This window comes from Luteimonas sp. e5, assembly GCF_054031035.1.
Map to the genome: position 1 here is coordinate 661,414 of NZ_JBSTRX010000001.1, position 14,768 is coordinate 676,181.

Consider the following 14,768-nt stretch of genomic DNA (forward strand, 5'->3'; position numbering starts at 1 on the left):
TCGGCCGCCGGATGGCAGCTGTCGATGCGGATGCAGCGGAAAGGGGTGTGTTGACGTCAGTGCGTGGCTTCGGACGCAGGACGTTCATCCAGCGCGCGACTCAGCAACTCGACGTTGCCCAGCGACAGCAGGTGCGCGTAAATCCAGCCCAGGTGGCCGGACTTGAGCAAATCCAGCGCGGGTTTGCCCTTCAGTTCGCGCAACTTGTCTTCATCGACCACGAAGAAGCCGTCCAGAGACGATGTTTCGCCATTGGCACTCTGGATGTTCACCTGGCGCGAAACCAGCAAATCGCGGTCTGACAGCACCTTGCAAAACTCGGTGGTGCGGGCCAGATGCGTTTGATACTCCTGCAGGAACTGCAGTGCGTTGGTCAGCAGCGGGCTGTCCTGACCGTCTTCGTCGAACAACGGCGCACCCTCTTCACCGCCTTCGCGGAAGCCGTCGAATGCGGCGTCCAGACAGACGGTGAAATCGGTTTCGTCATCCTGCTGATGCTCGGCCAGCACGAACGGATAGCGACGCAGAAAAGCCGGAATGTACGCATTCTCGCGCCAGGCACCGGACGCATCGACCATCAGGTTCTGACCTGCACGCAGCCCCAACAATGCGGCAGGCACGACGGCATCGGCACTGGCACCGGCGAACACGATGGGATATTCACGCGCTGCGCGGGCAAACTCCACACAGGCCAGCGGCACCGAGTTGAGCTCGGCGGCAAAGGAGTAGTCGGCCTCACGGGCGACGATGCGGTGGTTTCGGTGCGCGACGCGGTTCAGCTGAACCGGGCGCTCGTAGATCAGCAATTGCTTCATGATGCCCCCCTGTGGCAGTGACTGGGGGACGTCGGAATTTGCTCCCCCTACACTTACAACCGGGAACCGTTGCGAAAAACAATCATGCCGCGTTGCCGATGGCGCCGCGGGCCATCCGGACAACCCGGGCCGGGCCTAGCGCGCGCCCTGACGCGTGAGCACGTCCTGCGCGGCATTGGCTTGCTCCAGGTCGCGCAACTGTCGCAAGCTGGGCGCCGTGGCCACCAGATGGGTGCGCAGTATCGGGCCGGCCAGGCGCAACTGGGCCCCTGCCTCCGCGCGGGAGCCGGCATCGATCAGCACTTGCGCCAACGCCAGACGCATGCGCGCGGTGTCCGGGCTGTCGTTGCCGTAATGCGCGGTCGACAACATCAAGGCCCGCTGCATGGCGCTGACTGCCGCTGCGTGCTGGCCTTTAGCCGCCGCCAGCAGCCCATGCAGATGCCAGCGGATGATGTCGAACTCCCCTTCGCCGACATGCGGATCGACTTCGGCCAATGTGGCTCCGGCCTGCGCCACCTGGCCCATCGCCAATTGCCATCGCGCGAAGACCAGGCGCGATTCGAGTCGCCCCGGCGCATCGTCTGGCAATTGCCGCGTCAGACCGGCATCGGCCGCGCTCAGCATCTCCCCGGCCTGCTGCAAGCGCCCCATCTTCAGCAACACCTCGCCCAGCCCTGTCTGCGCGCGAAGCGTGGTGGTGGCGTCCTCGCCAAGTTGTTGCATGCGGATGGCCCAGGCCTGCCGATAGAGGGCTTCGGCCCCGGCCAGGTCTTCGCGCGCCTCCAGCAACGCCCCGAAATTGAACAGGCCCATGCTGTGACCGATGCTGTCCGGCCCCTGGACTTTTTCACTCAATGCCAGCCGTTGGCGATACTGCGCCTCGGAGGCGGGATAGTCACCCATGTCCAGATAGAGGTCGGCCAACGCGTCGTGCTGCAGGATCAGCATGCCGCTGTCCGGCCCGTAGATGGCCTGTGCTTCGGCCAGCGCCTGCTGCAGCAGCGGCAAGGCCTCGGACAACTGTCCCTGCCAACGCAGCACCTGGCCGAGCCGGGTCTCGGTCGCCAGGTGCAGCACGGGCGAACGCCCGCCGAGCTGGGCCAGCACGCTGCGGAACTCGCGTTCGGCATCCTGCTGCCTGCCCCAAAGGGCAAAGGCATGACCCAATTGATAGCGTGCGCGCAGCGCATCCAGGCCAACCGATGCCGCTGGCAAGTCCGCATACAGATCCAGTGCCTTGTGGTAGGCCGCAACCGACTCATCGAATGCCTGCAGGTTGCTCAGCGCAAACCCCCGTGCGGCGTACAGTCGCGCACGTTCCGGCTCCGTGTTCTTGCGCGGCAGCCTGGCCAGCGCCTGATCGGCCAAATCACGCCCGGCCCTGCCGTCGCCATTGAGCGTTTCCTGCACCGACAACACGGCCATCAAGCGCGCCCACTCGCGCGAATGCGTGCCGGACAGTTGGCGGAACACCGGCAAGGCGCCACGAAGCTGCGCTTCGGCAGCACCGGGAATGCCGAGGTTCTGATAGGCCTCGCCCAGCACCAACTGCATTCGCGCCCGTTGCACGGGGGCATCCTGCAAATCGGTCGTCACGCGTTGCGCGGCTCTGTCCAGCAGTTGCCGGGCGCTGAGCTCGCTGACGCCGTGCTCGCCACGCTTCAGCGGATCAGCCACTTCGAAAGTATCGATCAGGAAGTTGCTGACTTGCTCGGCGATGGCCGCATCCTGTTCGGCGCGTTGTCGCGCTTGCTGCACGTTGGCGAACATCAGCGCAGTCAGGATCGCCACCGAGAACAAGCTGGCCAACACTTTCCAGTTGCGGCGCACCGCCTTGCGCGTGCGGTAAGGCAGTCCGCCTGGATGTGCGGTCACCGGAAAATGCCGCTGGTGCAGGCGAATGTCGGCAATGAATGCTTCTACCGAGTGATAGCGATCTGCGGCCCGCAATGCGGTGGCTCGGCCGGCAATCGCGTCCAGATCGCCCTGCAACTGGCGTTTCCATGGCACCGATGCCGCTGCCAGTTGGCTGGGCAAGGCCACCGGCCTGGAGGCGTCATCCAGTTCACGGTCACAGCGCGTGTCCGCAAGCATCTCCACGAACAGCACGCCCAGACTGAAGATGTCGGTGGACACGCCTTCGTCCTGACCGGACAAGCGCTCCGGACTGGCGTAAGCCGGCGTGCAATAGCGGGTCTGCCTGGACATCGCGTCGGTGGTTACCTGAGCCAGGCCGAAATCGAGCAATACCGGACGCCCATCGGCACGTACCAGGATGTTTTCCGGCTTCAGGTCACGATGCAGTACCAGCCGTTCATGCGCCGCCTGCACCGTCGTGCAGATGGCCAGGAACAAGGTCAGCCGCGCCTCAAGATCCAGTGCCTGGCCCTGGTACCAGCGATCCAGGGCCACACCATCCACCAGTTCCATCACCAGATACGGCTGCCCGGCCGGGGTCAGACCACCGTCGTACAGCCGCGCGACATTGGGCAGCTGCAGGTCGGCCAGCATCTGCCGCTCCACGATCAGATGCTCGATCTCGACACGACTGGCAAATCCGCTCAGCAACTTGATCGCGACCTGCTGCTGGTAACTGCCATCTGCACGTTCGGCGCGGAATACCACTCCCATGCCGCCGGCACCGATGCGCTCGCACAGGCGCCAAGGCCCGAGCCGGTCGCCTTCACCCAGCTCGGCGCCGCCATGGGCCTTGAGAATCTCGCCTACCCGATCCAGTTTGACGGTTTGAGCGCGCAACAGTTGACGTACTTCGGCCACGATTTCGGGATCGTCGCCGCATGCATCCAGCACGTGGTCCCATTGCTCTGGCGGGAGTTCACAGGCTTTTTCGAACAGATCGCGTACGCGTTGCCAGCGTGTCGATTCCATGTCAGCCATCGCACACCGTGCCGTGGCTAGGCCGCCAGCTGACGGTTCAACCAGGCTCGGGCAAAGCGCAGATCCCGGTCAACCGTGGGCAGCGACACATCCAGCACCATGGCGATCTCTTCGCGCGTCAGGCCACCGAAATAACTCAAGTCGATCATGCTCGCGGCCCGCGGATCCTGTTCCGAGAGCTGGGTCAGCGCCTGGTGCAGCGCCATGACATCGATGCCATCATCCATGTGATCGGGCAGTTCATCGACATGCGAGAGGGTCAATCGCTGCATCTGCGCGCCGCGCTTGTCCGCCATCCGTGCACGCATGTGGTCGACGAGCACCGAACGCATCTTCAATGCGGCCACCGCGATGAAATGGGTGCGATCCTGATAATCGGCGGCCGTGCCGAGCAGCCGCAGCATCGACTCGTTGACCAGTTCACCCGGCTCCAGGGTGCCGCCTGCATCACGCGCCAGACGGCCGCGGGCCACCCGCATCAGATCCTCGTACAACGCATCGAACAACGCTTCGCGCGCGTCGTTGTCGCGCTCTCGCCACTTGCGCAGAAGCAGGGTGATGTTGTTGCTCTTCAACGTCGTCGAGTGACTGTGCGGCGGGGTGACAATGATACGGCACTGCCCGGCCAACAGACGCTGCCGCCGTATCGGGCGATGCAGTCCCGGGCGCACATTCACCGGTGAGGCAACGCCGACGATGCCGTTCCTGTGGCACGTGACCATGGCACTCCGGCAGTTGCCACGCTTCCTGCCATGCCTGGCAGCCGAACACTGCGGCAGTGCAGCAGGCCTGCCCCACACGACCTGCATCGTGTTGCATGTGCGTGCGGCTGTCGACGATCGTGCCGGCCCCGCGTCATGCCTGTGCCGCTTCACGCAGGCAGCAGGATGCGGGGCGTGCATCCGGCCTCGCCTTCCGGGCTGCCGTTGCCAAATCGATACTTTTCAATCCAGCACGGGAGGCATTGGCGAAGCCCGGACACGCCAGAGCGCCGGCGCCCGGAACACATCGCTCAGCACTCGACAAATGCCATCACTGTATCGAAGGCAAAGAAAAACCCCTGACGAATCAGGGGTTTCAAGTTGGCGTCCCCACGGGGATTCGAACCCCGGTCGCAACCGTGAAAGGGTTGTGTCCTAGGCCTCTAGACGATGGGGACGTCGTTCTTGCTGGCGGGTCGGGAGGCTGCCGACATCGCCGAATTTTGGTGGAGCCAAGCGGGATCGAACCGCTGACCTCCTGCATGCCATGCAGGCGCTCTCCCAGCTGAGCTATGGCCCCACGATGTGGAAGCCCGGCATTTTATAAGGCCAGCGGGGCCCCGTCAACACTTTCCACCTTGCGCGGTGCCACGCGCCGCAGGGTGGCCACGCCATGCCCCTGGCCGGCGAGGTAATCCAGCCATTTGCCCAGGAACGTATTCATGCGCAGGCGATGGTCGACCAGTGCCGCCGGTGGCGGATACATGCCGATCACGTCCTGCCAGCGACGCCCGACATAGCAGTGCGTGGCCTCGGTCTGGCGCGCGTCATGGTAGTGGCGCAGATGCGCGGAGGGGTCGGGCTGGCCGGTCAGCGGATCGAGCAGATCGTAAGTCAGGCGCAACTCGGTGGTGAAGCGGTGTTGCTCGATGACTTCCAGCCGCAGCGGCAGGCTGTCGCCCGCCTGCGAGCGATAGTCGCCGACCGCCAGCGCCGCCGGTGCGAACAGGCGCGAGAGCTTGCGGTGGTTTTCCGCATACAGCGCCATCAACCACACGAAACGGTTGAGGCGAGGCAGGCGCGCAACAGGGGCCAGGACGGCGGACATGACCCGATGCTACACGCAGCCGCCGCGGCGGGCAGCGTATTGACGCCGCCGGGATGCGCCGCTACGTTGGAATGCCCGGCCCGCCACGTGCGGGCCGTGGCCCTTGCGGCGTTCAGTACATGCCGCGATTGATGCCCAGGGTTTCCAGCACGCGACTGGAAATCTCCTCGATCGAGGCATGGGTGGTCGACAGCACCGGGATGCGCTCGTTGCGGAAGATCACGTCGGCCGCGGCGACTTCGCGGCGACAGGTGTCCAGCCGCGCATAATTCGAGTTCGGCCGGCGCTCCTCGCGAATCTGGTGCAGGCGTACCGGGTCGATGGTCAGGCCGAAGATCTTGTGCCGGTGCGGGCGCAGCTTGGCCGGCAGCGTGTCGCGGTCGAGGTCTTCCTCGGTCAGCGGATAGTTCGCCGCACGCACGCCGTGGTGCAGCGCGAGGTACACGCAGGTCGGCGTCTTGCCCGCGCGCGAAACGCCGACCAGGATCAGGTCGGCATCGTCGTATTCCACGCGCATGCCATCGTCATGCGTCAGCGCGTAGTTCATCGCGTTGATGCGTTGGTGGTAGACATCGAAATCGACGATGCCATGCGCCTTGCCGATGCGCGGCTGACGCTTGGCACCGAGCTCTTCCTCCAGCGGCGCGATGAAGGGGGCGAACACGTCCAGCATCAAGGCGCCGCTGCCGGCGATGATTTCGCTCAGCTCGTTGTCGACGCAGGTGTTGATCACGATGGCACGGTGCCCGCTGCGTTCGCTGGCGAGACGGATTTCCGCCGCCGCCTCGCGCGCACGCTCCTTCGAATCGATGAACGGCAGGCGATCGGTGAAGAACTCCTGTCGGGTGAACTGGGTCAGCAGGCTGTGGCCGATGGTTTCGGCGGTGATGCCGGTGCCATCGGAAACGAAAAAAACCGGGCGGGGTGCGCTCATGGGCAGTGCGGCTGGGTCAACGGGCGTCGGGAGGGCTAAAATAGCGCGTTGACGGTGTGTCGTCCTTTCCAATCGAAAACTTCCGGAGCCTGCCTTGAGCGCCAACGTCCTGTGGCTGAAAGACCTTCGCCTGTCCGATCTCGCCCAGGTGGGCGGCAAGAACTCCTCGCTCGGCGAAATGATCGGGCAACTGGCCGACCTCGGCGTCTCCGTGCCCGGCGGCTTCGCCACCACCGCCGATGCGTTCAAGGACTTCATCGCGCACAACGACCTGGAGCAACGCATTTTCGATCGCTTGGCGACGCTGGACGTGGAAGACGTGCCTGCGCTGACCGAAGCCGGGGCCGAGATTCGCGGCTGGGTGATCGATGCCCCGCTGCAGCCGCAGCTGGAAGCCGACATCCGCGACGCGTATGCGCAAATGTGCAAGGAAGCCGGCAGCGATGCGCTCGCGGTGGCGGTGCGTTCCTCGGCCACCGCCGAGGACCTGCCCGATGCCAGCTTCGCCGGCCAGCAGGAAACCTTCCTCAACGTGACCGGCGCCGATGACGTGGTGCGCAAGGTCAAGGAAGTCTTCGCCAGCCTGTACAACGACCGCGCCATCGCCTACCGCGTGCACCACGGCTTCAAGCACGAGGACGTGTTCCTCTCCGCCGGCGTGCAGCAGATGGTGCGCTCGGACATCGGCGCCTCGGGCGTGCTGTTCACCCTCGATACCGAATCCGGTTTCCGCGACGTGGTGTTCGTCACCTCCAGCTATGGCCTCGGCGAGATGGTGGTACAGGGCGCGGTCAACCCGGACGAGTTCTACGTCTACAAGCCGACGCTGAAGGCCGGCAAGCCGGCGATCCTGCGCCGCTCGCTGGGCAGCAAGCAGCTGCGCATGGTGTATTCGGATGTGCCCGGCGAGCGCGTGCGCACCGAGGACACGCCGCAAGACCTGCGTGGCAAGTTCTCGATCAGCGACGCCGACGTGGCCGAGCTGGCCAAGCAGGCGCTGGTCATCGAACAGCACTATGGCCGGCCGATGGACGTGGAATGGGGCAAGGATGGCGCCACCGGCAAGCTGTACATCCTGCAGGCACGCCCGGAAACGGTGAAGTCGCGTGCCAAGGCCACTCAGATCGAGCGCTATACCCTGCAGCAACGCGGCGACGTGTTGTGCGAAGGCCGCGCCATCGGGCAGAAGATCGGCGCCGGCGTGGCGCGCGTGGTGCGCACGCTGGAGGACATGAACCGGGTGCAGCCGGGCGACGTGCTGGTCGCCGACATGACCGATCCGGACTGGGAGCCGGTGATGAAGCGCGCCGCCGCCATCGTCACCAACCGCGGCGGGCGCACCTGCCACGCCGCGATCATCGCCCGCGAGCTGGGCGTGCCGGCGGTGGTCGGCACCGGCAATGCGCTGGATGCGATCTCCGATGGCGCCGAAGTCACGGTGAGCTGTGCCGAAGGCGATACCGGCTACATCTATGCGAAGTCGCTGCCGTTCGAGCGCACCACCACCGACCTCGACAACATGCCGCCGGCGCCGCTGAAAATCATGATGAACGTGGCCAACCCGGAGCGCGCCTTCGACTTCGGCCAATTGCCCAACGCCGGCATTGGCCTGGCGCGTCTGGAAATGATCATCGCCAGCCACATCGGCGTGCACCCCAAGGCACTGCTGGAATACGACCGCCAGGATGCCGAAACCAGGGCGAAGATCGATGCCAAGATCGCCGGTTACGACTCGCCGGTGGACTTCTATGTCGATCGCCTCGCCGAAGGCATCGCCACCATCACCGCCTCGGTCGCGCCCAACCCGGTGATCGTGCGGCTGTCGGACTTCAAGTCCAACGAGTACGCCAACCTCATCGGCGGCAGCCGCTACGAGCCGCATGAAGAGAACCCGATGATCGGCTTCCGCGGTGCCAGCCGCTACATCGATCCGAGCTTCAGCGAAGCGTTCGCGCTGGAATGCCGCGCGGTCAAGCGCGTGCGCGAGGAAATGGGCCTGGACAACCTGTGGGTGATGATCCCGTTCGTGCGCACGCTGGACGAAGGCCGCAAGGTGATCGAGGTGCTGGCGCGCAATGGCCTCAAGCAGGGCGAGCACGGGCTGAAGATCATCATGATGTGCGAAGTGCCGTCCAACGCGCTGCTGGCGGAGGAGTTCCTCGACATCTTCGACGGCTTCTCCATCGGCTCCAACGACATGACCCAGCTCACCCTGGGCCTGGACCGCGACTCGTCCATCGTCGCCGAGCTGTTCGACGAGCGCGACCCGGCGGTCAAGAAGATGCTGTCGATGGCGATTTCCGCGGCGCGCGCCCAGGGCAAATACGTCGGCATCTGCGGGCAAGGCCCGTCCGATCACCCGGATCTTGCGCAGTGGCTGATGGAGCAAGGCATCGAATCGGTCTCGCTCAATCCCGATACCGTGGTCGACACCTGGCTCGCGCTGGCCAAGTCCAAGCACCAATAAGCCCGACGGCCCGCCTGCAATCAGCGGGCCGTGTCCGCACCCGGGCAAGGCCAGCAAACCCGGCCCTTCACCCGGCCGGGTTTCGTTTCATGCCTGCGATGCGAGTGATTCGGCGTGCCCGGCCAACGGGCCCATGAAGCGGCGGTAGTACGCCAGTTCGGCGATCGAATCGCGCACGTCCGACAACGCGGTGTGCGCGCTTTCCTTGTCGAAGCCGGCCATGATCTCCGGCGCCCAGCGTCGCGCCAGTTCCTTGATGCTGGACACGTCGAGGTTGCGGTAATGGAAATACCGCTCCAGCGTCGGCATCTGCCGATGCAGGAAACGCCGGTCCTGGCAGATCGAGTTGCCGCACATCGGCGAAACGCCCTCCGGCACCCACTGGCGCAGGAACTCCAGCGTGCGCTGCTCGGCTTCGGCGAGTTCAACGCCCTCTTCCAGCACCCGCCGCCACAGGCCGGACTGACCGTGCTGGGTGCGGTTCCAGTCATCCATCGCCTCCAGTACCGGCAACGGATGGGCGATGGCGAACTCCGGGCCTTCGGCAAGCACGTTGAGCTGCGCATCGGTGACCACGCAGGCGATCTCGAGAATGGAGTCGCGGCGGGTATCCAGGCCGGTCATCTCGAGGTCGATCCAGATCAGGCGTTGCTCGGTGGCGTCGGGCATGTTCACGCATCGCGTCAGTGGCGGAAGCTTGGCATGATAACGACTGCCCCCTGCCCCGCTTCGTGCGATGTTCGAATCCGCCCTCAGCAGCCATTACGCGATCCTCGCCGCGATGGTGACGCCGGCGCTGTTGATCACCGCCACCTCGTCGCTGCTTATTTCCGCCAACAATCGCCTGGCGCGGGTGGTGGATCGGCTGCGCACCCTGCTGCGCGAATGGGAACGCCTGCCGGCGGATGCACGCGAGCGTGCCGATGCGCAGATCAAGCGCCATCGCCGCCGCGCACACCTGGTGCTGCAGGCCTGCAGCATGCTCTACCTTGCCCTCGGCGCCTTCGTCGGCACCAGCCTGACGCTCGCGCTGGATGCCTTCAGCGGCTTCCGCATGGGCGCGGGCCCGACCCTGCTGGCGGTGCTCGGCGTGCTGATGCTGCTGCTCGCCAGTCTGTGGCTGTGGCGCGAGGTCAGCCTCGCGGTGCAGAGCTTCGACCTGGAAATGGACGAAGAGCTCAACCGCCTGCGCGGTCCGCTGCCTCCGGCGGCGTGATCGGCGACTTGCCGCGTTTGCGACGGAAGTAGTTGCTCAACATCGTCCCGGCTTCATCGGCGAGCACGCCATCGCTGAGCGCGATGCGGTGGTTGTGACGTGGATCGGTGAGCAGGTCGAACACGCTGCCGGCGGCGCCGGTCTTGGGATCACGCGCGGCGAACACCACCCGCGCCAGACGCGCATGCACCATCGCCATCGCGCACATCGCGCACGGCTCCAGCGTCACGTACAGCGTGCAACCGGTCAGCCGATGGTTGCCCAGCGCCTGCCCGGCGCGGCGCATGGCGACGATCTCGGCATGCGCGGCCGGGTCGTGTTCGGCGATGTTGCGGTTCCAGCCCTCGCCCAGCAGCCTGCCATCGGCGGTGACCACCAACGCGCCGACCGGGATCTCGTCATCCTCGCGTGCGGCGCGTTCGGCCAACGCCAGCGCCTGGCGCATCCAGCGCAGGTCGGCCTCGTTACCGGTCGCGGATTGAGCGGGATCAAGCGTCGTCGTCATGCAGTGGGCACCATCGCGAGTCTGGCAGACTATACCGCCGCCGCTTCCCCGCCCGACCTCGCGCCACGCCGCCGATGCCTCCATCCGCCTTGAATCCCCTGCCCATCGACGTGGTGTCGATCCAGTCCCAGGTCGTGTATGGCCGGGTGGGCAACAATGTCGCGCTGCCGGTGTTCGCTCACCACAGCCTGTGTGCGGCGGCGGTGCCGACGGTGCTGCTCAGCAATACCCCGCACTACCCCACCTGCAACGGCGGGCCGATGCCGGATGCGTGGTTCGCCGCGTGGCTGGACGACCTGCTGCTGCGCGGTGTGGGCGAGCACGTGCGCGCGGTGCAACTGGGCTATCTTGGCTCGCCCGGGCAGGTGCGCATCCTCGAAGCCTGGCTGCGCAAGCTGCGTGGCTTGCGCCCGCGCCTGCAGGTGCTGATCGACCCGGTGATCGGCGACAGCGACACCGGCATCTACGTCGATCCGGCGCTGGTCGACGCCTACCGCGGCGGCCTGCTGCAACTGGCCGATGGGCTGACGCCGAACACCTTCGAACTCGGCGCGTTGGCCGGCATGGCGGTCGACAGCCTGGACGGCATCGTCGCCGCCGCGCGACGCATGCTGCATGGCGAGCTGAAATGGATCATCGCCACCAGCGCCCTGCCCGACACTTGGCCGGACGGGCGCATGCGTATGGTGCGGGTCAGCGCCGACGAAGTCGAGGTGCTGGAACACGAGCGCATCGATGCCCAACCCAAGGGCACCGGCGACCTGTTCAGTGCCTGGCTCAACGCGGCCCTGCTGCGCGGCCATGCCATGCCCGACGCCATCCGCCTCGCCAGCGACGCGGTGATCCGCGCCCTGCACGCCACCCGCCAGGCCGCCAGCGCCGAACTGCTGCTGGAACACGCGTTCACCGCTGCGGATTGAGCGCGGCCACAGGGCCATGCGAACAACCGGAACGGCGTGCGTCCATGGTGATGACTGCGATCTCAGGGCCGCGGCTGTTCGCGCAGGCGTTGATACAGATTCATCGGCCCGACCAGCAGGCGCAGCATGCCGGCTCGCACAGTTTCCGAATCCAGCGCCTGTCGGCTCATGATCTGGTGCGCGTCGAAGACGTCGATGAGCGCATCCACCAAGCTGTGCGGCAAGTCCGGTGAGGCGCGAAACTGGGCTTCGGAGTTGTTGTGCGCCTGTTCGATCAGCCGCGGCGACTCGATCAACTTGTCGTTGACGGTGTGGAGAAAGTTCAGCATGTCGCCGTCGCTCAAGTCGCCTTCGAACAGCTCGTTGACCTTCTCCAGAATCTCCGACAGCAGACGCTTCTGCTTGTCCTGCACCTGGCCGGTTCCGGTTTCGCCCATCGGCTGCAGCAGGTACTTTTCGCCCTCATCGCCCAGGCCAAGCCGACGCTGGCCCTTGTCGATCAGGCGGTGGTGGGTCAGCACCACCTTGCTCAGGTCGATGCCTTCGCGCTCGCTACCGAAATCCAGCAACGGCAGCAGGCGACGGTAGAAGATCGCGCGTTTTTCGATGCCGGTGTTGCCGTAGTCGAACAGCTGGCCGAGGAAGGCATACACGCGACCGAAACTGTCCAGGTCGCGGCGGAACAGCAGCAACGCGTCCAGCTCGTCCTTGGCCGCAGCGGCTTCCGGACTGCCTTCAACGGCGCCTTCCAGGCGCGTTCGGGCGGCACGGTATTGCTTCAATAGCCGGTCGGCGACTGGTTCGATCGCTGCCACCAGATCCGCCTGGGTCGCATTCGGGTCCAGTTCCACCCGGACCACGCGTTCGACTTCAAACTCGTCGTAATGGCCACTGCCGTCCAGCTTGGCCTTGAGGTCGTAGACCAGATGCGGATCGGTGACGCCAGACAACTCCGCTGTTTCGTAATAGACGCGGAAGGCGGCCAGTACTTCTTCCGGGTCGTTGACGAAATCCAGCACGTAGGTGGCGTCCTTCTTGCCATGCGCACCGTTGTAGGCACGGTTCAAACGGCTCAGGGTCTGCACCGCCTGGATGCCGGCCAGGCGCTTGTCCACGTACATGCCGCACAGCAGCGGCTGGTCGAAACCGGTCTGGAACTTGTTGGCCACCAGCAAAATACGGAAACCATCGGTGTCGAAGGCGCCGCGGATGTCCTTGCCGGCAAGGCCGGGATTGAGCTCATCGGAACGCTCGCTGACCGCCTCGCCGCTGCTCTCGTCCTGCACTTCACCGGAAAACGCCACCAAGGTGCCGATCGCATAGCCCTGATCCTTGATGTAGGCATCCATGGCCCGCTTCCAGCGCACCGCTTCCAACCGGCTGGCGGTCACCACCATGGCCTTGGCATGACCGGACAGCAGCGGCTGCACGGTACTGCGGAAGTGCTCGACGACGATCGCCACCTTCTGCGCGATGTTGTACGGATGCAGCCGCACCCAGCGCATCAGGCCCTTCACCGCGGCGCTCTGCTCCACCTCGGTGTCGTCCCAGTCGCGGCCTTCGTGGGTCAGGCGGAAGGCCAGCTTGTAGGGCGTGTAGTTCTGCAGCACGTCGAGGATGAACGCCTCCTCGATCGCCTGGCGCATCGAATACACATGGAACGGCTGCGGCAGGTTGTCAGCGCCGGCCGGACGCGTTGGATCCGGGCGACGGCCGAACAGCTCCAGGGTCTTGGCCTTGGGCGTGGCGGTGAAGGCGATATAGGTGATGTGGTCATCGCTCCCGGCGCGTGCGGCCATCTGCGCGGCGAGGATGTCCTCGTTGCTGATCTCGCCGCCGTCGGCCAGAGCTTGCAGCTCGTCCGCACCGAGCAGTTCCTTGAGCTTGCTCGCCGCCTCGCCGGTCTGGCTGGAATGCGCCTCGTCCGCGATCACCGCAAAGCGTTTGCCTTCGGTGGCGGCCAGCTCGCGCACCGCTTCCAGCGCGAAGGGAAAGGTCTGGATGGTGCACACCACGATCTTCTTGTCGCCGGACAGCGCCTCGGCCAATTCGCGGCTCTTGCTGCCGCCCCTGCCGGTGATGCTGGCGACCACGCCGGTGGTGCGTTCGAAGTCGAAGATGGCATCGCGCAATTGCGAATCCAGCACGTTGCGGTCGCTGACCACCAATACGGTGGAGAACACCTTGCGGTCCTCGGCATCGTGCAGGTCGCTCAGAAAATGCGCGGTCCAGGCGATGGATTTGGTCTTGCCCGAGCCGGCGCTGTGCTGGATCAGGTATTTGCCGCCGGCGCCTTTCTCGCGCACCGCCTGCACCAGCTTGCGGGTGGCATCGAGCTGGTGATAACGCGGAAAGATCACCGCCTTGATGCGCTTTTTCTCGTCGCGTTCGGTAACCAGGTAGCGACCGATGATGTCCAGCCACGATTCGCGCTGCCAGACCTGTTTCCACAGGTAGTCGGTGCGATGCCCGTCCGGGTTGGGCGGGTTGCCGGCGCCACCGCCGTCGCCCAGGTTGAACGGCAAAAAATACGTCGCCGGCCCGGCCAGCCGTGTGGTCATGAACACGCTGCGGTTGCTGATCGCGAAATGCACCAGCGCCCCGCGCGGAAAGTCCAGCAGCGGCTCGGCACTGGCGCGGCCCTTGGGGCGCGGATGGCGCTCGTCGCGGTACTGGTCAACCGCGCGGTTCACGTCCTGGGTGAAGTCGGTCTTGATTTCGCTGGTCGCCACCGGCACGCCATTGAGCAGCAGCACCAGGTCGATGATGTCGTCATGATTGGTCGGCACCTGGCGCAGCACGCGCAGCCGGTTGGCGGCGTAACGCGCCTGCAGCGTCTCGTTCATGCCCAGCGCCGGCTTGAACTGCGCCATGCGGATCGGTGCGCGCAAGCCGATCATGTCGAAGCCTTGGCGCAGCACTTCCAGCGTGCCGCGCTCGTCCAGCACCTTGCGCAGCCGGTTCAGCAGCATCTCGCCGGCGGCTTCGCCGTGCGCCTTGCTCAAGGCCTGCCAGGCATCCGGCTGGGTTTGTTGCACCCAAGCCAGCACGTCGGCCGGGTACAGCGCACCCGGTACGTCGTAGCTGCGTGCATCGCCCTCGCTGCCCGGCGCGGCGTAGTCCCAGCCATGCGCCGCCAGGTGGTGGCAGATATCTTTTTCCAGCTCGATTTCGTGATGCAATGCCACGTACCTGCCCTCC

Annotated in this window: 11 protein-coding genes and 2 tRNA genes; 3 read left to right on the forward strand and 10 right to left on the reverse strand. The window is 65.4% G+C overall.

Translation table 11 applies throughout. The annotated features are described in order from the left end of the window. Positions 1–56: 56 nt before the first annotated feature. The 7 genes from ACW11F_RS03135 to ppsR all read right to left on the reverse strand — a co-directional run bounded on the left by ACW11F_RS03135 (position 57) and on the right by ppsR (position 6,459). Complete coding sequence (locus tag ACW11F_RS03135; RefSeq protein WP_456995878.1) at positions 57–815, reverse strand: SapC family protein; 759 nt, start codon at positions 813–815, stop codon at positions 57–59. A gap of 135 nt (positions 816–950) precedes the next feature. Beyond that, positions 951–3,707, reverse strand: coding sequence for a protein kinase domain-containing protein (locus ACW11F_RS03140; RefSeq protein ID WP_456995454.1), 2,757 nt, complete (start codon positions 3,705–3,707; stop codon positions 951–953). A gap of 26 nt (positions 3,708–3,733) precedes the next feature. Then, positions 3,734–4,618, reverse strand: a complete 885-nt coding sequence (locus tag ACW11F_RS03145) for an ECF-type sigma factor (RefSeq protein WP_456995455.1) — start codon at positions 4,616–4,618, stop codon at positions 3,734–3,736. Between the two features lie 181 nt (positions 4,619–4,799). Beyond that, a tRNA-Glu gene (locus ACW11F_RS03150) sits at positions 4,800–4,875 on the reverse strand. Between the two features lie 46 nt (positions 4,876–4,921). Continuing rightward, positions 4,922–4,997, reverse strand: a tRNA-Ala gene (locus tag ACW11F_RS03155). 21 nt (positions 4,998–5,018) lie between these two features. Next, positions 5,019–5,525 carry a DUF1249 domain-containing protein gene (locus tag ACW11F_RS03160; RefSeq protein ID WP_456995456.1) on the reverse strand — a complete coding sequence of 169 codons (507 nt, stop codon included), beginning with the start codon at positions 5,523–5,525 and terminating at the stop codon, positions 5,019–5,021. Between the two features lie 112 nt (positions 5,526–5,637). After that, entirely contained in the window at positions 5,638–6,459 is an 822-nt protein-coding gene (gene ppsR, locus ACW11F_RS03165; protein ID WP_456995457.1) for a posphoenolpyruvate synthetase regulatory kinase/phosphorylase PpsR, read from the reverse strand. Between the two features lie 94 nt (positions 6,460–6,553). On the opposite strand from ppsR, the gene ppsA reads away from it, so the two are divergent. Further along, complete coding sequence (gene ppsA / locus ACW11F_RS03170) at positions 6,554–8,926, forward strand: phosphoenolpyruvate synthase (protein ID WP_456995458.1); 2,373 nt, start codon at positions 6,554–6,556, stop codon at positions 8,924–8,926. A gap of 87 nt (positions 8,927–9,013) precedes the next feature. Here ppsA and orn read toward each other — a convergent pair whose 3' ends face one another. Continuing rightward, positions 9,014–9,595, reverse strand: coding sequence for an oligoribonuclease (gene orn / locus ACW11F_RS03175; protein ID WP_456995459.1), 582 nt, complete (start codon positions 9,593–9,595; stop codon positions 9,014–9,016). 67 nt (positions 9,596–9,662) lie between these two features. Here orn and ACW11F_RS03180 point away from each other — a divergent pair, with 67 nt between their 5' ends. Beyond that, positions 9,663–10,142 (forward strand): DUF2721 domain-containing protein, encoded by a 480-nt coding sequence (locus tag ACW11F_RS03180; RefSeq protein WP_456995460.1) that lies wholly within the window; start codon positions 9,663–9,665, stop codon positions 10,140–10,142. On the opposite strand, the gene tadA is transcribed toward ACW11F_RS03180, so the two are convergent. Next, positions 10,105–10,647, reverse strand: a complete 543-nt coding sequence (gene tadA, locus ACW11F_RS03185; RefSeq protein WP_456995461.1) for a tRNA adenosine(34) deaminase TadA — start codon at positions 10,645–10,647, stop codon at positions 10,105–10,107. The genes ACW11F_RS03180 and tadA overlap by 38 nt on opposite strands. Positions 10,648–10,736: 89 nt before the next feature. Here tadA and pdxK point away from each other — a divergent pair, with 89 nt between their 5' ends. After that, positions 10,737–11,567 carry a pyridoxine/pyridoxal/pyridoxamine kinase gene (gene pdxK, locus ACW11F_RS03190; protein WP_456995462.1) on the forward strand — a complete coding sequence of 277 codons (831 nt, stop codon included), beginning with the start codon at positions 10,737–10,739 and terminating at the stop codon, positions 11,565–11,567. Between the two features lie 62 nt (positions 11,568–11,629). Here pdxK and ACW11F_RS03195 read toward each other — a convergent pair whose 3' ends face one another. Further along, positions 11,630–14,755: a type I restriction endonuclease subunit R gene (locus tag ACW11F_RS03195; protein ID WP_456995463.1), complete on the reverse strand. Its 3,126-nt coding sequence runs from the start codon at positions 14,753–14,755 to the stop codon at positions 11,630–11,632. Positions 14,756–14,768: the final 13 nt, after the last annotated feature.

What these genes read in the sequence shown, in the direction of transcription:
- ACW11F_RS03135 (WP_456995878.1), bottom strand. Translation starts at nt 815, where the DNA reads ATGAAGCAATTGCTGATCTACGAGCGCCCGGTTCAGCTGAACCGCGTC.
- ACW11F_RS03140 (WP_456995454.1), bottom strand. Translation starts at nt 3,707, where the DNA reads ATGGAATCGACACGCTGGCAACGCGTACGCGATCTGTTCGAAAAAGCC.
- ACW11F_RS03145 (WP_456995455.1), bottom strand. Translation starts at nt 4,618, where the DNA reads ATGCACGCCCCGCATCCTGCTGCCTGCGTGAAGCGGCACAGGCATGAC.
- ACW11F_RS03160 (WP_456995456.1), bottom strand. Translation starts at nt 5,525, where the DNA reads ATGTCCGCCGTCCTGGCCCCTGTTGCGCGCCTGCCTCGCCTCAACCGT.
- ppsR (WP_456995457.1), bottom strand. Translation starts at nt 6,459, where the DNA reads ATGAGCGCACCCCGCCCGGTTTTTTTCGTTTCCGATGGCACCGGCATC.
- orn (WP_456995459.1), bottom strand. Translation starts at nt 9,595, where the DNA reads ATGCCCGACGCCACCGAGCAACGCCTGATCTGGATCGACCTCGAGATG.
- ACW11F_RS03180 (WP_456995460.1), top strand. Translation starts at nt 9,663, where the DNA reads ATGTTCGAATCCGCCCTCAGCAGCCATTACGCGATCCTCGCCGCGATG.
- tadA (WP_456995461.1), bottom strand. Translation starts at nt 10,647, where the DNA reads ATGACGACGACGCTTGATCCCGCTCAATCCGCGACCGGTAACGAGGCC.